General features: G+C 61.7%; 16 protein-coding genes. 7 read left to right on the forward strand and 9 right to left on the reverse strand.

Features of this window, described 5'->3' with window-relative positions; translation table 11 throughout:
* Positions 1 to 389: 389 nt before the first annotated feature.
* The 7 genes from LVS58_RS14480 (at position 390) to LVS58_RS14510 (ending at position 6983) form a co-directional block, all read left to right on the forward strand.
* Positions 390 to 1196 (forward strand): NAD-dependent epimerase/dehydratase family protein, encoded by an 807-nt coding sequence (locus tag LVS58_RS14480; protein WP_233691651.1) that lies wholly within the window; start codon positions 390 to 392, stop codon positions 1194 to 1196.
* 22 nt (positions 1197 to 1218) lie between these two features.
* A complete protein-coding gene (locus LVS58_RS14485; RefSeq protein ID WP_233691652.1) occupies positions 1219 to 2100 on the forward strand; it encodes a glucurono-1,5-lactonase in 882 nt (293 codons plus the stop codon).
* Positions 2101 to 2164: 64 nt separating this feature from the next.
* On the forward strand, positions 2165 to 3136 hold the full coding sequence (locus LVS58_RS14490; protein WP_003254830.1) for a TRAP transporter substrate-binding protein: 972 nt from the start codon (positions 2165 to 2167) through the stop codon (positions 3134 to 3136).
* 66 nt (positions 3137 to 3202) lie between these two features.
* Positions 3203 to 3730: a TRAP transporter small permease gene (locus LVS58_RS14495; RefSeq protein WP_233691653.1), complete on the forward strand. Its 528-nt coding sequence runs from the start codon at positions 3203 to 3205 to the stop codon at positions 3728 to 3730.
* Positions 3731 to 5011 (forward strand): TRAP transporter large permease, encoded by a 1281-nt coding sequence (locus tag LVS58_RS14500; protein WP_014755560.1) that lies wholly within the window; start codon positions 3731 to 3733, stop codon positions 5009 to 5011. It begins immediately after the preceding gene.
* Positions 5012 to 5165: 154 nt separating this feature from the next.
* Positions 5166 to 6089 carry an EamA family transporter gene (locus LVS58_RS14505; protein ID WP_233691654.1) on the forward strand — a complete coding sequence of 308 codons (924 nt, stop codon included), beginning with the start codon at positions 5166 to 5168 and terminating at the stop codon, positions 6087 to 6089.
* Between the two features lie 24 nt (positions 6090 to 6113).
* Complete coding sequence (locus LVS58_RS14510; RefSeq protein ID WP_233691655.1) at positions 6114 to 6983, forward strand: aldose 1-epimerase; 870 nt, start codon at positions 6114 to 6116, stop codon at positions 6981 to 6983.
* A gap of 73 nt (positions 6984 to 7056) precedes the next feature.
* On the opposite strand, the gene LVS58_RS14515 is transcribed toward LVS58_RS14510, so the two are convergent.
* The 9 genes from LVS58_RS14515 to LVS58_RS14555 all read right to left on the reverse strand — a co-directional run.
* Positions 7057 to 7953, reverse strand: coding sequence for a LysR family transcriptional regulator (locus tag LVS58_RS14515; RefSeq protein WP_233691656.1), 897 nt, complete (start codon positions 7951 to 7953; stop codon positions 7057 to 7059).
* Between the two features lie 118 nt (positions 7954 to 8071).
* Positions 8072 to 10108: a pyridoxamine 5'-phosphate oxidase family protein gene (locus tag LVS58_RS14520; RefSeq protein ID WP_233691657.1), complete on the reverse strand. Its 2037-nt coding sequence runs from the start codon at positions 10106 to 10108 to the stop codon at positions 8072 to 8074.
* A gap of 26 nt (positions 10109 to 10134) precedes the next feature.
* A complete protein-coding gene (locus tag LVS58_RS14525) occupies positions 10135 to 10764 on the reverse strand; it encodes a glutathione S-transferase family protein (RefSeq protein ID WP_233691658.1) in 630 nt (209 codons plus the stop codon).
* A gap of 174 nt (positions 10765 to 10938) precedes the next feature.
* A complete protein-coding gene (locus LVS58_RS14530; RefSeq protein ID WP_233691659.1) occupies positions 10939 to 11490 on the reverse strand; it encodes a UPF0149 family protein in 552 nt (183 codons plus the stop codon).
* A 91-nt stretch (positions 11491 to 11581) separates the two neighbouring features.
* The gene (locus tag LVS58_RS14535; protein ID WP_233691660.1) at positions 11582 to 12571 is read right to left on the reverse strand and encodes an asparaginase; all 990 of its coding nucleotides are present in this window, start codon (positions 12569 to 12571) and stop codon (positions 11582 to 11584) included.
* Positions 12568 to 13722, reverse strand: a complete 1155-nt coding sequence (locus LVS58_RS14540; protein ID WP_233691661.1) for a hypothetical protein — start codon at positions 13720 to 13722, stop codon at positions 12568 to 12570. Before LVS58_RS14540 ends, LVS58_RS14535 begins: the two co-directional genes overlap by 4 nt.
* Positions 13723 to 13732: 10 nt before the next feature.
* Positions 13733 to 14629, reverse strand: coding sequence for a nitrilase family protein (locus tag LVS58_RS14545; RefSeq protein WP_233691662.1), 897 nt, complete (start codon positions 14627 to 14629; stop codon positions 13733 to 13735).
* Positions 14630 to 14774: 145 nt separating this feature from the next.
* Positions 14775 to 16709, reverse strand: a complete 1935-nt coding sequence (locus LVS58_RS14550) for a flavin monoamine oxidase family protein (protein ID WP_233691663.1) — start codon at positions 16707 to 16709, stop codon at positions 14775 to 14777.
* Positions 16710 to 16852: 143 nt separating this feature from the next.
* On the reverse strand, positions 16853 to 16940 hold an 88-nt coding region (locus tag LVS58_RS14555), incomplete at its 5' end, for a hypothetical protein (protein ID WP_230391198.1).

The raw sequence follows: 16940 nt of genomic DNA on the forward strand, positions 1-16940 counted from the left end.
GTTTACCCGCGAATACGGTGGTGGCTGCGACGGTGAATGGCGGGTGGGGATTGGCCAGCAGGGCCGGCCCTTTCGCGGGTAAACCCGCTCCTACGACGGCCTGCGCCCAACCACCGACCTGTGTCCACCCTCGATCATGTGTAGGAGCGGGTTTACCCGCGAATACGGTGGTGGCGGCAACGGTGAACGGCGGGTGGAAATTGGCCAGCAGGGCCGGCCCATTCGCGGGTGAACCCGCTCCTACGGGCGACCGCGCAGGCCTTTCGCATTTCTTACCCGCGAAAAGGCCGGCAAAAGCCGCCCAAGCCTCATTGACAATACACAGAACCACCGCCAATAATCACTCAAGTCATACGACAACCTACAACAACAAACAACAAGAGCCGGCCATGACCACTACCCCCTTCAATCGCCTGCTGCTCACCGGAGCCGCAGGCGGCCTGGGCAAGGTCCTTCGCGAACGCCTGCAAGGCTACGCCGAGGTCCTGCGCCTGTCTGACATCAGCCCCATGGCCCCGGCCGCGGGCCCACATGAAGAAGTCATTACCTGTGACCTGGCCGACAAGGCTGCGGTGCATGCCCTGGTCGAAGGCGTAGACGCCATCATCCACTTTGGCGGGGTTTCTACCGAGCACGCCTTCGAAGAGATTCTCGGCCCCAATATCTGCGGCGTGTTCCATGTGTACGAGGCGGCGCGCAAGCATGGGGTCAAGCGCATCATCTTCGCCAGCTCCAACCACACCATCGGTTTCTATCGCCAGGATGAGCGCATCGACGCTCACGCGCCGCGCCGTCCCGACAGCTATTACGGGCTGTCCAAGTGCTACGGCGAAGATATGGCAAGCTTCTACTTTGACCGCTACGGCATCGAGACCGTCAGCATTCGCATCGGCTCGTCGTTCCCGCAGCCACAGAACCTGCGCATGCTCTGCACCTGGCTCAGTTACGACGACCTGGTGCAGCTGATCGAACGCGGGCTGTTCACCCCCGGGGTTGGCCACACCATTGTCTACGGCGCCTCCGACAATCGCACCGTGTGGTGGGACAACCGCCATGCCGCGCACCTGGGCTATGCCCCCAAGGACAGCTCCGAAACCTTCCGCGCTGCCGTGGAGGCCCAACCGGCACCCGCCGCCGATGACCCGAGCATGGTCTACCAGGGCGGCGCTTTCGCCGTGGCCGGCCCGTTCAACTGACCCCTCGCCAGGAGGCACGGCCATGAACTGCGAACTGATCGTCGATGCCCGTAATGGTACCGGCGAAAGCCCCGTGTGGCACCCCAGCGAACAGGCCCTGTACTGGGTCGACATTCCCGCCCGCCAGTTGCACCGCTGGCAGGCCGCCGATGGCGCGCACCAAGTCTGGCAAGGCGACGAGATGCTCGCCTGCGTTGCCCGTAGCGGCCAAGGGTGGGTGGCAGGTATGGAAAGCGGCATCTATCAGATCCAGGCCAAAGCCGATGGCCGCCTGGATAGCCGCCTGATCGCCAGCGTGCAACATGCCCAAGGCGGCATGCGCTTCAATGATGGCCGCTGCGACCGTCAGGGCCGCTTCTGGGCCGGGACCATGCTGCTGGACATGCAGCAAGGCGCCCATGTGGGTGCGCTGTACCGGCATGACGGCGAAGGCCACCTGCACTTGCAGGAGGACGGCATGATCGTGCCCAACGGCCTGGCGTTCAGCCCCGACGGCAAGCGCATGTACCTGTCCGACTCGCACCCCAATGTGCAGAAGGTGTGGGCTTTCGACTATGACATCGACAGCGGCACGCCCCACAACAAACGGCTGTTCGTCGACATGCGCGGCTACCCAGGGCGGCCCGACGGCGCCGCGGTCGACCAGGATGGCTGCTACTGGATCTGTGGCAACGACGCCGGGCAGATCCACCGTTTCACCCCCGACGGTCGCCTCGACCGCTCGCTCGGCGTGCCGGTGAAAAAGCCGGCCATGTGCGCCTTTGGTGGCGCCAACCTCGACACCCTGTACGTCACCTCGATCCGCCCCGCAGGCATCGACCTCGGCGACCAGCCACTGGCTGGCGGGGTATTTGCCCTCAACCCTGGCACCAAGGGCCTGGAGGAACCTGCCTACCGGGGCTGAGCCCCACTGCCCCACCCACACTTGCACGGCCGAAACCGGATAATAAAAACCACGGAGTTTCATCATGACGTTCAAACGCAAGCTGCTTCTTGCCGTACTCCCGTTCGCCTTCAGCGTGGCCATGCCCGCCTCGGCGCTGGACATCAAGTTTGCCGAAATCCACCCGGCCGGCTACCCGACCGTGGTCGCCGAGCAGAACATGGGTAAAAAGCTGGAACAGGCCAGCAATGGCGACATTACCTTCAAGATGTTCGCCGGCGGCGTGCTGGGATCGGAAAAGGAAGTAATCGAACAGGCTCAGATCGGCGCCGTGCAGATGACCCGCGTCAGCTTGGGGATCGTCGGCCCGGTAGTACCGGATGTGAACGTATTCAACATGCCGTTCGTATTCCGCGACCATGAACACATGCGCAAGATTATCGACGGCGAGATCGGCCAGGAAATCCTCGACAAGATCACCAACTCCGATTTCAACCTGGTGGCCCTGGCCTGGATGGACGGCGGCTCGCGCAGCATCTACACCAAAAAACCGGTGCGCAGCCTGGAAGACCTCAAGGGCATGAAGATTCGCGTACAAGGCAACCCGCTGTTCATCGACATGATGAACGCCATGGGCGGCAACGGCATCGCGATGGACACCGGGGAAATCTTCAGTGCCCTGCAAACCGGCGTGATCGACGGCGCCGAGAACAACCCGCCGACCTTGCTTGAGCACAACCATTTCCAGAGCGCCAAGTACTACACCCTGACCGGCCACCTGATCCTGCCGGAGCCGGTGGTGATGTCCAAGACCACCTGGAACAAGCTCACTCCCGAGCAACAGGTGCTGGTGAAAAAGGTCGCGCGCGAAGCACAGATGGAAGAGCGTGCGCTGTGGGACGCCAAATCCGCCGCCAGCGAAGAGAAGCTCAAGGCTGCGGGTGTCGAGTTCATTACCGTGGACAAGAAGCCGTTCTTCGAAGCCACCGCTTCGGTGCGCGAGAAGTACGGCGCGCCGTACGCCGACCTGATGAAGCGTATCGACGCCGTCCAGTAATACCAGCCCCTTCCAAGACGACCTCGGCAGTGGGGCGGCCGCCGCCCTGCCGCTTTGGTGATGCCTATGAAATCGCTTTTCCTGAGCGTGAACGACACGCTGTACCGCAGTTGCATCTGGATCGCGGGCCTCTCGATCCTGGCCATGACGCTGATCATCCCGTGGGGCATCTTCGCCCGCTACGTGCTGGGCACCGGCTCCAGCTGGCCAGAGCCAGTCTCGATCCTGTTGATGGTGGTATTCACCTTCGTGGGTGCCGCCGCCAGCTATCGCGCCGGCGCGCACATGGCGGTGGGGATGATTACCGACCGGTTGCCACCGCTGCAGCGCCAGCTGGTCGCCCTGCTGGTACAACTGCTGATGATCGTGGTGTGCGTGTTCATGACCTATTACGGCACCCGGCTGTGCATCACCACCTGGAACCAGTCGCTGGCTTCACTGCCCGGCGTGCGGGTCGGCATGACCTACGCGCCGATCCCGGTCGGCGGCGTGCTGACGCTGGTGTTTGTGTTGGAAAAACTCCTGCTGGGCGATCAGAGCAACCGCAAGGTCGTGCGCTTTGACCTGGTCGAAGAAAACGAAGGAGCTGTGTAAATGGAAGCGTTCATTCTGTTGGGCAGCTTCATCGTGCTGATTCTGATCGGCATGCCGGTAGCCTATGCCCTGGGCCTGTCGGCACTGATCGGCGCCTGGTGGATCGACATCCCGCTGCAGGCGATGATGATCCAGGTGGCCAGTGGGGTTAACAAGTTCTCGCTACTGGCCATTCCATTCTTCGTGCTGGCCGGCGCGATCATGGCCGAAGGTGGCATGTCGCGGCGGCTGGTGGCCTTTGCCGGGGTGCTGGTGGGCTTCGTGCGTGGTGGGCTGTCGCTGGTCAACATCATGGCCTCGACCTTCTTCGGTGCGATTTCCGGCTCGTCGGTAGCCGATACCGCCTCGGTGGGCTCGGTGCTGATCCCGGAGATGGAACGCAAAGGTTACCCGCGCGAGTTTTCCACCGCCGTGACCGTCAGCGGTTCGGTGCAGGCGTTGCTGACCCCGCCTAGCCACAACTCGGTGCTGTACTCGCTGGCGGCGGGCGGCACGGTCTCCATTGCCTCGCTGTTCATGGCGGGAGTGATGCCCGGCCTGCTGCTGAGCGCGGTGATGATGGGCCTGTGCCTTCTGTTCGCCAAGAAGCGCAACTACCCCAAGGGCGAAGTGATCCCACTGCGCCAGGCGCTGAAAATTGCCGGTGAGGCGCTGTGGGGTCTGATGGCCATGGTCATCATCCTCGGCGGTATCCTGTCGGGGGTGTTCACCGCTACCGAGTCGGCAGCCGTGGCGGTGGTGTGGTCGTTCTTCGTGACCATGTTCATCTACCGCGACTACAAGTGGCGCGACCTGCCCAAGCTGATGCACCGCACAGTGCGGACCATCTCCATCGTGATGATCCTGATCGGCTTTGCCGCCAGCTTCGGCTATGTGATGACGCTGATGCAGATCCCGTCGAAGATCACCACGGCGTTCCTGACCCTGTCGGACAACCGCTACGTGATCCTGATGTGCATCAACTTCATGTTGTTGCTGCTGGGCACGGTGATGGACATGGCGCCGCTGATCCTGATCCTTACGCCGATCCTGTTGCCGGTGATTACCGGTATCGGTGTGGACCCGGTGCACTTTGGCATGATCATGCTGGTGAACCTGGGGATCGGGCTGATAACGCCACCGGTGGGCGCCGTGCTGTTCGTGGGCTCGGCCATCGGCAAGGTGAGTATCGAGTCGACGGTGAAGGCGCTGCTGCCGTTCTACCTGGCGCTGTTCCTGGTGCTGATGGCGGTGACTTACATACCTGCCATTTCACTGTGGCTGCCTAGCGTGGTGCTTTAACTGCAATCGGGGCCGCTCTGCGCCCCATCGCCGGCAAGCCAGCTCCCACAGGATTGTGCAGCCTTCCAGCCCTGCGCACCCCCTGTGGGAGCTGGCTTGCCAGCGATGGGCTGCAAAGCAGCCCTCTGGTTCTTTCTGCAAATGGATCCTGCACATGGCTGTTCCCTCCTCGGCTGTACCTCTATTCCCGCGCAAACTGGCAATCGCCCTGCTCGCCCTGCTGGCCTGTTCATTCGCCGGCAACCACATCGCCGCGCGCATTGCCTTCGATGACGGCACCGGCGTGCTGCTGGCCATCCTCTGCCGCTCTGGCATTACCTTCCTGGTACTGGCCGGGCTGCTGCTGTGGCAACGCCAGGCCCTGGCCCTGCCCGCTGGTGCGCGTCGGTGGCAGCTGCTGCTCGGCTTGCTGATTGCCACCCAGAGCCTGTGCCTGTACTCGGCGGTGGCGCGCATTCCGGTAGCCCTGGCGCTGCTGGTGGGCAACACCTTCCCGATGCTGCTGGCGCTACTCACCTGGGCGCTGGGCGGCGCACGCCCCACGGGCCGCACCGTGCTGTTCATGGCCCTGATCCTGTGCGGCCTGGTGCTGGCGCTGGATGTGCCGGCACGCCTGGCCGACAGCGGTACGGTAAACCCGCACTGGGCGCTGGGCGTCAGCCTGGCCTTCGGCGCCGCCTGTGCGTTCGCCTGTGCCTTGTGGATCACCGACCACAAACTGTCTGCCGTGCGCGGTCCTGTACGCAGCCTGCTGACCTTGCTGATCGTGTTCTCCAGCATGCTGGTTGCAGGCGCAAGCGGCGTGATGCCGTCCGGTTTGTCACTGCCGGGCAGCAGCAGTGGCTGGGCGGCCTTGGCCAGCCTGGTCGTGCTGTATGGCTTGGCCTTCACCTTGCTGTTTGTTTGTGTGCCAAGGCTGAACATGGCGCAGAACGCCCCCGTGATGAACGTCGAACCCATCGCCACGCTACTGCTGGGCTGGGCCTTGCTCGACCAGCAACTCGGCCCCCTGCAATTACTCGGTGGCGCGGTGGTGGTGTGCGGCATCGTGCTGCTCACCTACCGTCGGGCCAATTGATTGTCCATTTGAATGGAGCCTTGAATGTCTGTGACCGAACTGCACCTGCAGGACCGCCTGACACGCCTGAGCCTGGCTCCGGAGTTGGGCGCCAGCCTGGTCAACTGGGAAGTGAAAGCGACCGGGCAAGCGCTGCTGCGCCATTCCGACCTGGACGCACTGGAAAGTGGTACGCCACGACGCCTCGCCTGCTACCCGCTGGCGCCTTGGTCCAACCGCATTGCCGAGGGTGGTTTTGCCCGGCCCGAGGGTTGGCAGCCACTGGCACCGAATACCGGGCATGACCCTTACCCGATCCATGGCAGTGCCTGGCAGCAGGCCTGGCAGGTGGAGCATCAAAGTGAACGGCGAGCACGGCTGACGCTAGACAGTGCTGTGCCGTTTGCTTACCGGGCCACGCTGGATGTGCATCTGCATGAGGGCTGCCTGAACCTGGACCTGCATGTAACCCATCTGGATGAGACGGCCAACTGGTACGGGTTGGGGTTGCACCCTTACTTTCCGCGGTATCCCGATACCCGGTTGTACGCATCGGCACGCAAGGTGTGGCTGGCCGAGAATGGGCGGCTGCCCTCGTACCAGGCCGAGGTGCCAGAACAATGGCGTTTCAATGCAATGAGGCGTTTGCCCGAGACGGTGGTTGATCACGCCTTCAGTGGCTGGCCAGGGGAGTGCGTGATCGAACAGCCCAGCGCGGGTTATCGACTGGCGTGCAGTGCCAACGGGGCAGAACACTTCTTGCTGTTCTGCCCGCAGGGGCAAGGGTTTTTCTGCTTTGAGCCGGTTAGCCACCCGGTCAATGCACATCACCTGCCGGGTCAGCCGGGGTTGCGGTTGCTGAACCGGGGGGAGGCAACGCACCTGGGGTTCAGGATGCAGTATCGGGCGTTGTGAGCGGGCTGCCTGAAAAAGGGCCGCCACGATAGCGAACATTCTCTGGCACCACGTCTCGACGTGCGGTACGACCTCAATCCAGCTGCTGACCGCGCAAGTCTTGGGCCAGCATGTCGATAAAGGCCCGGACCTTGGCCGAGCCGTACTTGCTTTCGCGGTGCAGCACATGAATGGGCCAGGGCGCCTCTTCGTACTCGGCCAGCAGCACCTGCAACTGCCCGCTGGCCAGTTCGTCTGCCACTTGGTACGACAGCAGCCGGGCAATCCCCAGCCCACCGCTGGCAGCTGCGATTGCCCCGTCATTGCTGGTTACCGTCAGGCGCGGCTTCATGCGCACCAGGGTTGGCTCTTCTGTCATCCCAAAGCGCCAGCCCGCACGGGGCGACAGGTTGGTAGTGCCGATTATCGCATGCCCGGCCAGGTCCGACGGGTGCTTCGGCACACCATGGCGCGCCAGGTAATCGGGCGAGGCACACAACATGCGCCGCACCCTGCCCACCCGCAGCGCCTTCAACCCGGAGTCAGGCAACGGGCCGATGCGCACGGCCACATCCATGCCCTCCTCGACCATGTTCACCACGCGGTCGAGGAAGTAGGCGGAAACATCGACGTCCGGGTACTGCTGCAAGTAGCTGACGATGCACGGCATGACGAACTTCTTGCCGAACAGGATCGGGGCGGTAACTGCCAGGTCGCCCTTGGGGGTGGCGTTAATGCCAGCGGCCGCTTCGTTGGCCTCGTGAATACTGGCCAGAATGTGCCGGGTGTCTTCCAGGTAGCGGCCGCCAGCTTCGGTCAGGCGCACGCTGCGGGTAGTGCGCAGCAGCAGCTTGACCCCAAGCTGGTCTTCCAAGGCGCTGACGGCGCGGGTGACGGCGGCCGGCGAGATGTCCAGGCGGCGGGCGGCGGCGGCGAAGCTTTCCAGCTCACCTACTGCGACGAACACCTTCATCAGGTGGATCTGGTCCATGCGGGCTCCTGGGGGTTATAAGGCGTGCGGATTATCTTTCATCTGGATGCCTGGTGTTAGCTGTGCCGGCGTCTTCGCGGGCAAGCCCGCTCCTACAACTGACCCCAGCGGGCTTGAATCAGACGTCCAGCACCAGCGCCTGTACCCCCTCCTCTACCTGTGCCGGCACCGCACAACAGATCAGCACCGACCCCGCCTCCGGCAGCTCTGCCGGTGGGTTCGGGTAATGCACCTGGCCGCTCACCAGCCTGGTCTTGCAGGTACCGCACGATCCACCCCGGCAACTGAACTCCGGCGCAAGCCCTCGCGCCTCGGCCAGTTCCAGCAGGGTGCCGCTGCCAGGAGCCCAACGCGCCTCCTTGGCCGACGCTGCGAAGTACACAGGCACTGGCTCGCTGGCCGCCGGCGGCTGTTGCAAGGTGGGCTGGGCTGCATCCGTGTGCCGCCGCAGCGTAGACGGGCCAAAGGCTTCAGCGTGAATGCGCGCATCCGGCACATGCACCTTGCGCAGCCCTTCATACAGGTCCTGAGTAAAGCTGCCCGGGCCGCACAGGTAAAAATCGTAGTCGTCCAGCGCCAACGTCGCCTTGACCTGCTCGATGCCCAGCCGGCCGGTAAACTCATATTCCTGCCCGGCCACGGCCTGGTCTTCTGGCTGGCTCAAGGCGCGATGAACGTGCAGCACACCGCCGGCCTGTTGCCGCAAGCTTGCCAGCTCCTGCACGAATGGCAGGTCGGCCAGGCTGCGGGCGCCCTGGAACAAATGGATGCGCCGTGCCTGCCCTTTGCTCAGTTGCTCACGCAGCATGGCCAGCAACGGCGTGATACCTACGCCCGCGCCGATCAGCACAAGCGGGCGCGTACTCTGCTCATCCAGCGTAAAACTACCCATAGGCGAGCGCACATCCAGCCTATCACCTGGCTTGACGCGCTCATGCAGGTACCGAGAGGCGGGCCCCTGCGCTTTTACGCTGATACGCAGGTAGCCATCGGAGGGTGAGCTCGACAAACTGTAGGTCCGGATCATTGCGGCCTCGCCGTCGATCTGCACTTGCACCGGAATGTGTTGCCCTGGCGCAAAGACCACGCTGCTATCGCTGGGCGGCTCAAGGTAGAACGAGCGGATATCGCGGCTCTCCTGCTCCACCCGCAGCACACGCCAGGCCTGCCATTGGCGCTGTCGCTGGCGTTGCTGCAGGCGTGCGTCGGCCTCGGCCCAGGTGCCAGTCATCAGGCTGGTCGGCGCGTATTCCTTGAACGCCCAGCGCAGGGAAACCGCCGCCGGGCGCCACACTACCTGCTCCACCTCCAGCGTCCACAGCCGCTCGGCACCTTCAAAGTCCTGGACGGCCGGGCTGTCCAGCAGCACCTCGGCACGCCCGTACAGTTGCAACACATTGCCATTCTCGAAGTCGATGAACAGCAAGCCGGCCCGCGGGTTCACAAACAGGTTGCCCAGCGTGTTGAAGTGCAGGTTGCCCGCGTAGTCGGGGATAATCAGCCGATTGCCCTCGACCTTGACGAACCCTGGCCGGCCGCCACGGTGAGAAACATCCACAGAACGATGGCCGTCACCTTGCTCGACATAACTGGCGACGAAGAACGTGTCGGCAGCCTGGATCATGCTGACGGTTGTGGCATTCAGTGTGGTCGCATCGACACGCGCCTGGGCGGGCTCGGCAACGCGGGTGTAGTCACGCAACTGGATGTACTGCGGGCAGTTGCCGAACGACTGCTCCACCCTTACCTGCAATTGCCCTTCTGCAGCCTGGCGGATCTGCCCGTTGATGCGATTGCGCCGGCGGGTGTGCAGTTCGATCCCCAACAGGCCGACCGCCTGACCGGCTACCAGCCCCGGCGTGGCGGGGTCATCTGCTGGCAGCGTGGTGTGGATCGTCAGCATACGAGGGTCGGGCGAGCTTACGAACCCTTCTGGCCCCTCCAGCAGCGTGGCCCAAGGCCGACCCTGGGCATCCACACTGGCGGCGACCATGAACGGTAACTGGTGATAGAACGTTCGGTGCTGGTCGGGCATGTGGTCACGAATGACCTTTTGCCCGAACGCCTCCATGCGTTCTGCTACACCGACCTTTTCCTGCAGGGTCTTTTCACCCGCATGCCAGGGCGAGGGGCGGTGATCAGGCGATTGTTGCATGGCGGCGTTCCTCGCGATGGCGGGTGTCAGGCGTGGGTTTGCAGCCCGATCACGGTGCGCGGCATGGGGACGAAACGCGGCAGCGCCTCGATCCGCGCCAGCCAGTTGCGCACATTGGCATAGGGCTCCAGCGACACGTTGCCTTCGGGTGCGTGAGCGATGTAGGAGTAGTTGGCAACATCCGCGATCGTGGGTGTGCTACCCGCCAGGAATGGCGTCTTCGCCAACTCGGCATCGATCACCTTGAGCAAGGTGTGGGCACGGGCAATCACTTCGTCGGCATTGAATGAAGCCCCGAACACCGTGACCAGGCGGGCGGCGGCCGGGCCAAAGGCCAACGGGCCGGCAGCGACTGATAACCAGCGTTGCACACGGGCGGCGGCGGCCGGTTCTTCGGGCAGCCACGCGCCGTTGTCATACTTTTTGGCCAGGTAGACGAGGATGGCGTTGGAGTCGGCAATCACCGTGCCGTTGTCATCAATGACCGGAACCTGGCCGAACGGGTTGAGGGCGAGGAAGTCCGGCTGCTTGTGCGCGCCTTTGGCCAGGTCGACGAACACCAGCTCGGTGGGCAGGTTCAGTAGCGAGAGCATCAACTCGATGCGATGGGCATGGCCAGACTTTGGGAAGTTGTAGAGCTTGATCGGGTTCGACATGGGCTTGGCTCCTGGTCAGCACCGGGATGGGGCTGATGGAGCACATGCTGCACTTAATCGGCTGGTAGCAGAATCAGTGCGCAGGGGAAACCATAATTTCGCGGGGCGGAATAATGGTTTCCAAACACGTGCGCTGGCGCCGGCAGGTGGGCGCCAGCCAATGCAGATATCAGATCAGTGCCGCTTTTTGAAATGTCGGTACAGCCCGCGCGCAGCCTCGACCACCTGCGGCACACAGGCTTGGATATCCTCTTCGCTCATCTGGTCCAGCAGCTCGAAATTATCTTCCAGCCCATGTAGCGAAATGGCCTTGAGCAGCGGGTCCTGCTCCGCTGGCAACTCGCCCCAACCGGCCACCTGGGTACCGCGCATGTAGCCGAAACACCACTCTTCCATCACGATCACAGTGCCCTGTTCGCCCTCGTTTTCCTCGAACAGCGGCTCGAACTGGTCGACACCATCGCTCAGCTCTTCTGCCACCTGGCTGGCATAACGCAGCATCAATGCCGTGTAGGCCTCCTCATGCGCGGGCTTCTTGAACTTCGGTACCTTGCCACCCGCCACCGCGGGCAGCCATTGCTCCGGGAGGACAGTGATCGGCGAACTGGCCAGCGCAACGAAAAAGCCGTTGAGCTCGGCCAGGTTCAGCACCGAGTAGTCATTGCCATAGGTGATCAGCAGGTCTTCGAGGCGGTCGAGTTCTTTTTCGCTGAGTACGGGGAGCATGGGTAAAAGTCCTGGGAAGCAAAAGTGTGTGCACCCTAGCACAGCAACGCCGGAAGGGCTGCCCGCGCGAACGACCGCGCGGGCAGATGGTTCAGGTGTGCAACCAGGCCTGCAGCTCATGTTGCCGGTCGGTGCCTATCAGCAGCCAGAGCAAGATGCGGCATTTGCGCGGGCAAAGTTGCCCAGCCATGTAGACGCCTTTTTTCTGCAGGTCGATCTCTGCCCCTGCAAACCCGTAGGTTGCCCGGGCTGTAGGCCCTCTACCTGTGCGCGTAGCAACCATGACCGGCAAGGTGGGCGCCAGGTGTTCCAGTACTTCGGACCAACTGGCGGAAACATGACCAGCACCGAAACCGGCGATGACCAACCCCTCATAACCCAATGTGGCCACAGCCTGCAGCAGCGCCGTGTCTGCATCCAGGCAGGCTTCCAGCAGGGCAACGCGCTGGTCGGTGCGATACGGTAACGGCAACACTTCCCGTCGCCCGGGCGGATGGCGATACAACACTTCCCCCTCCACAACGTCGCCCAACGGGCTACATCCGGGTGACTCGAAGGCCGCCATGGCCAGGCTGGCCGTCTTGCGAACCCTTGCCGCGCAGTGGACCTGATCGTTCATGACCACAAGCACACCTCGACCACGGCTGTCTTTTGCCAATGCGACCTGCGCCGCAGCCAACAAGTTGGCCGGCCCATCATTGCCCGGCTGACTCGCCGAGCGCATGGCACCCGTCATCACCAATGGCACATCGAATGGCCAGAGCAGATCCAGGAAATAGGCCGTTTCCTCAAGGCTGTCGGTCCCTTGGCTCAATACCAAGGCCTGAGCTCCGCGCTCCACCTCGCCCCGGGCCCATGCCAACACCTCCAGTAACGTCGCGAAGCCCAGCGATGCACTGGGGAGCAGGCACAGTGAAGCAACGTTCAACTGCGCCATCTCGCGCAATTGTGGAATCTGAAGCAGTTGCCGCTCACAATCCAGGCTTGGCGTCACACCATCCCCGACAGCACCGGCCCGCATACTGACCGTGCCGCCCAGAGTGGCGATCGACAGCCTGGGCAGGTTCGAATGTTCGCTCATGCTTCTCCCCCCACAAGCAACCCGACTATCGGCACAATGCCAAGCGTGCAGATGGCCATCGACACCACATTGCCGATGTAGCCATGCACATAGGCCGGCAACCGCCGAGTGATCGCCACTGCCAGCGGCGGAGCCACCAGGGCACCCAGCACTGCACTGGCCACCACCACTTGCCAGCTGCCGCCATGTGTCAACACCGCGGCCGGGACGATCGACACGATCGGAATGTAGGTAGGGTACCACCCACGGGCTTTCCACTGTCCACGCCAGAATACAACCCCGACCAGGGATGCCAGAGCCTGCCCGGCCACCATCTGCATCACCAGCATAGAACCGTAGGACAGTGCAGCCGGGCTCAACAGGTAAGCCAGCAACACACCCAGCAATAGCCCGAGGCTGGCCAGCTCATTACCAAAGAATGGGGCTTCGCTGAAGTCGGCCAGAACGCGCCGCAAAGTCCAGACCACACCGTAGTCAGGCTGATTGACAACCGGCGCCACGACGGTGGATTCACCGCATTGGCGTACCCATGAAGGAAAGCGCTTGCACAGGATGAAGGCCACGACACTTGCCACAGCCATGCCACTCACATTGCCCACTACCACTGGCAACTCCAGGGGATAACACAGGTAATTGACCATCAGCAGGCTGGCCGGTGTTACCAGTAGAGCCCCCAGTAGCGCCCCCGTGATCGTCACCCGCCAGCCCGCACCGTAAAGCAAGACCATGGCTGCCGGTAATGACACGAAGGCAACGAACGTTGGTTGCCAGATGCCACTGGCCAAGGTCCATCCCCACAACGCATGGCTGAGCAGCAAGCCCAAGAGCGAGCTGGTAAACACCCATGGCCATAAACCGCTGCCATAGCAAATAGCAAAGCCCTGCCAGCGGTACCCCCGCACCTGCGCCCAGTGCGCCAGGGACGCGCCCAGCAGCAAGCCCAGCGCGGGTAGTTCGTGCTTGTAGAAAGCCACTTCACTGATATCACCCACAATCCAGCGCAAGCGGCTGAGCGGCTCATCGAGCGTCGCCACCCTCTGTGCATAATCCAGCCATTGGCCATGGGCAAGGCTTGCAGCGAGAAACACCAGCAGGCAGCCGAACATCAACGCAAGCCAATGCTGCTGTCGTGAGAAGAAGAGCGTGTTCATGCGCAACTCCTCAACGTGGCATAGGTGCATGCAAGCGATAGCCAAGGGTGGCATCATAGAGGTCGGTGCGCCGGTCTCTTGGCAGGTCGTTGAGGCTGTTCCAGATCGGTGCCGAGCGTGCACTGCTCAAATCGACATCGGCATAGATAATCTCCTCGGCTTCTGCACTGCCAACCTCGCCGATCGGCCAGCCATGGGTACCGGCGATCAGCGAGCAGCCCAGGAAGCGCCCGCCCCGCTCGCTGCCGACACGGTTCGCGGCGGCGATATAAACGTTGTTGACATGCGCTGCCGTCATGGTCAGGTACGAGGCCATGCAGCGCCCTGCATCATCGAACAACGGCGGCGGGGTCCATACCCAGTTGTTGAGGCTGCAGATGATGTCGGCACCTTGCGCGGCCATCACCCGTGGTACTTCCGGGAACCAGATGTCCCAGCAGATCAGCAGGCCGATACGGCCGATAGGCGTCTCGAATACCGGGAACCCCAGGTCACCGGGGGTGAACCAAAGCTTTTCCTGGTTCCACAAATGCGCTTTGCGGTAATGCCCAAGCAGGCCTTCGGGGCCAAACAGGACAGCACTGTCATAGAGCTTCAGCCCGTCGCGTTCGGCAAACCCCGCAGCCAGGTATACCTGGTACTGCTTGGCGAAGTCGGCCCAGGTTTTCAGGCAAGGGCCGTCCTGCAGCACCTGCGCATGGGAATAGGCTTCGGCACGGGAGTTGAAGGTGTAGCCCGTGTTGGCCAGTTCAGGCAGTACGATCAGGTTGGCACCTTCGCGTGCTGCGCGCCGGGCCAATGCCAGGCCTCTGCTCACGTTGCTCTCACAGTGGTCAAGACCGACCTGAGGGTCGTACTGGATGACAGCGACACGTACGGGGCTGACGGGGGAACAGGATTCAGACATGGCGGCTTCCTTCTTGTGGTTGTTTTGGAAGGACGCCAGTAAAGCGATGTTGGGTCAGGGAGCGACAGTCAGGAGAGTCCTATGAGACCAAAGGAAAATCACATAATGGCAGTAGGACTCCCCCTACAAAATGCCCCGTACGCCGTTATTTCCCAACCTGATAGTGGGGGTAGTACTCGAGGGTAAAGCCACCATTGAACTCGGCTGACGTGTTGTTGCAGAGGTTTATGACCGTATCGATTGCCGTGCGCAAACACGGCTCGGTCCATCCAGCGTCAACTGAGAAGGACTCGCCAGCCAGATACAGCCCTGAGCGCGCACTCAGGTCTCGGTTGTATTTCATCAGGTTTACAGCATCAAAGTAGGTACCTGCCCTATACAACTTCGCGCACCCGAGCGCATTTCGGTCTGTGATCCAACGCTGTATGCAAATATTTCGAGTATCGACGTAAGGCGAAATAGCCTCCCCCACATTGGTGCAGCGTAGAAGGATCCGATCGAGCTCCTTCAGGCATTTGCTCGCCAACTCCGCATCAGAGAAGGCTGCCAATTTGGTCGCGTCATCCTCCCAGGTATAACTGAGAAGAATGCAGTCATCTGGATAGCTATCGTTGTACCGATAGGCATAGACATCGTGCACAAAGCTATCGGTAATCAGAATCTGCGGCATCGGCTTGTGGTCGAGGAAACTTTTCTTCAACGGTGCATAGACCTTGCAACTGGTCTCCCAATGGGCATGCTTCCAGGCATCGATAATCGGCTGCGGCAACATCTGGCGGGTGAAGCCGCTGAGGCTGATGTTGGTTTCGATCAGCCATGACGGAGTGGTCATGATCACGCTGTCGAAGTCTTCATATTCGGTGCTCTCGTGTAACGGATCACTGCATCGCCAACGGTATCCGACCCGAATACGGCCACTTTCCAGCTTCTGCACCGCACACACGGACGTATCTGTCAGTAGCCCATCATTTGTTTTCAGAAGATGTTCATATAGCGAAATCCCACCCATGCCGACGTCCAGGTGCAAAAGGCTTTCGTCGAGGGCCGCAAGTCCGAGATAGGCTGGCCCTTGAAACGGCAATCCCCTGCTATCAGGGACATTGTTTGCTTCAAGATGCGGCGCAGTGTAAGGCACCCCTCTTGAATCCACACGGCCATGCACCAACTGCAAATGACTGCTGAAGCCAAAGATTGCCGTACGTAGCGGGTACAGGCAGCAAACATCATAAAATGCTCCCCAGCTGCCATCGCCAATACCGATCGCATAGAAAATGGCTGACTCGTCACTGCTCATGCCCAAACCGCCGAAGTCACCGGGGTTTTCAGGGTTCCAGGCAGCAAGGGCGGGCAAATGCACCAAATCCCTGAACGACAGTCGATGATAGCGTTCGACGATGTCCCGCCATAGCGACTCCCAGCTTGACGTGCCATAAACCGCGGCAACATGTTCAGCAAATTGCTGAGCAAAACTGCGCCATTTCTCGTAGACCTGCTGCAAGACAGCCGAAGGAGGTGGGGTTTCGCCTGACGGATTACGCCAGAGCAAAAGACCCGGGTCACCTTCCCCTTCTAATTGACCTTCGCGAAGATAAATCCCCGTGGCATTCACCCAAGGTGTACCTGGGTTAGGGAAGTCAGAAATCCGCAGCTCGAACAGCTTTGCGTAATGGGCCATAAGCGAGCGCCCCTCTTTAGGCGACTCTCCAGTCCTATTGAAGAACGGCATGCGCATCGCCCCCATTTCAAAAGGGGTTGCAGGTTGCTTGTGGCTTGCTGAGCTGTTCACGACCGTCAGGTGTCGCCCGCCTACACGCCGGGACTGCTCAATCAAGGTGATACGGTTGAAACCACAGCGCAATAACTCGCGGGCAGCAGTCAACCCGGTAACTCCGGCACCGACGATGCAAATGCGGTGATCGGGTTGTGTGGCACGTGCGACGCCGCCCTCTTGTTCGAGAAGCCGGCGGTAGTCGAAGCAGAGATCCGGGGGATTAGGGAAACGCGCGGCCCACGGCTGCGTGGGCAGTAATGGGTCGATGGCCAGATCGGCAGGATGGTTGTGTGTTGAACCAATAGTCATGTTCTCTTGTTCTCCATGAGTAGAGAACCTGAGAATGATCAATTACGAGAGGCGTAAAGTGGTTGCTATGCACCACCCGACGGCACCTACAGGATCGTGAGATACCTGTAGGTGCCGCCTTGCAGCGATCAGGGCGTCAGGGCCTACACCGCCAGGGCGCGCTCACGCAGCTCGCTGTTGAGGATGCGGTCGTTTTCGCTGTAATCGACCGGGCAGTCGATCACATGCACG

It is taken from the genome of Pseudomonas sp. JR33AA, from assembly GCF_021378985.1.
Taxonomy (GTDB): Bacteria; Pseudomonadota; Gammaproteobacteria; order Pseudomonadales; family Pseudomonadaceae; genus Aquipseudomonas; species Aquipseudomonas alloputida.

Coding starts and splice junctions, on each gene's coding strand:
- LVS58_RS14480 (WP_233691651.1), top strand. CDS start 390: ATGACCACTACCCCCTTCAATCGCCTGCTGCTCACCGGAGCCGCAGGC.
- LVS58_RS14485 (WP_233691652.1), top strand. CDS start 1,219: ATGAACTGCGAACTGATCGTCGATGCCCGTAATGGTACCGGCGAAAGC.
- LVS58_RS14490 (WP_003254830.1), top strand. CDS start 2,165: ATGACGTTCAAACGCAAGCTGCTTCTTGCCGTACTCCCGTTCGCCTTC.
- LVS58_RS14495 (WP_233691653.1), top strand. CDS start 3,203: ATGAAATCGCTTTTCCTGAGCGTGAACGACACGCTGTACCGCAGTTGC.
- LVS58_RS14500 (WP_014755560.1), top strand. CDS start 3,731: ATGGAAGCGTTCATTCTGTTGGGCAGCTTCATCGTGCTGATTCTGATC.
- LVS58_RS14505 (WP_233691654.1), top strand. CDS start 5,166: ATGGCTGTTCCCTCCTCGGCTGTACCTCTATTCCCGCGCAAACTGGCA.
- LVS58_RS14510 (WP_233691655.1), top strand. CDS start 6,114: ATGTCTGTGACCGAACTGCACCTGCAGGACCGCCTGACACGCCTGAGC.
- LVS58_RS14515 (WP_233691656.1), bottom strand. CDS start 7,953: ATGGACCAGATCCACCTGATGAAGGTGTTCGTCGCAGTAGGTGAGCTG.
- LVS58_RS14520 (WP_233691657.1), bottom strand. CDS start 10,108: ATGCAACAATCGCCTGATCACCGCCCCTCGCCCTGGCATGCGGGTGAA.
- LVS58_RS14525 (WP_233691658.1), bottom strand. CDS start 10,764: ATGTCGAACCCGATCAAGCTCTACAACTTCCCAAAGTCTGGCCATGCC.
- LVS58_RS14530 (WP_233691659.1), bottom strand. CDS start 11,490: ATGCTCCCCGTACTCAGCGAAAAAGAACTCGACCGCCTCGAAGACCTG.
- LVS58_RS14535 (WP_233691660.1), bottom strand. CDS start 12,571: ATGAGCGAACATTCGAACCTGCCCAGGCTGTCGATCGCCACTCTGGGC.
- LVS58_RS14540 (WP_233691661.1), bottom strand. CDS start 13,722: ATGAACACGCTCTTCTTCTCACGACAGCAGCATTGGCTTGCGTTGATG.
- LVS58_RS14545 (WP_233691662.1), bottom strand. CDS start 14,629: ATGTCTGAATCCTGTTCCCCCGTCAGCCCCGTACGTGTCGCTGTCATC.
- LVS58_RS14550 (WP_233691663.1), bottom strand. CDS start 16,709: ATGACTATTGGTTCAACACACAACCATCCTGCCGATCTGGCCATCGAC.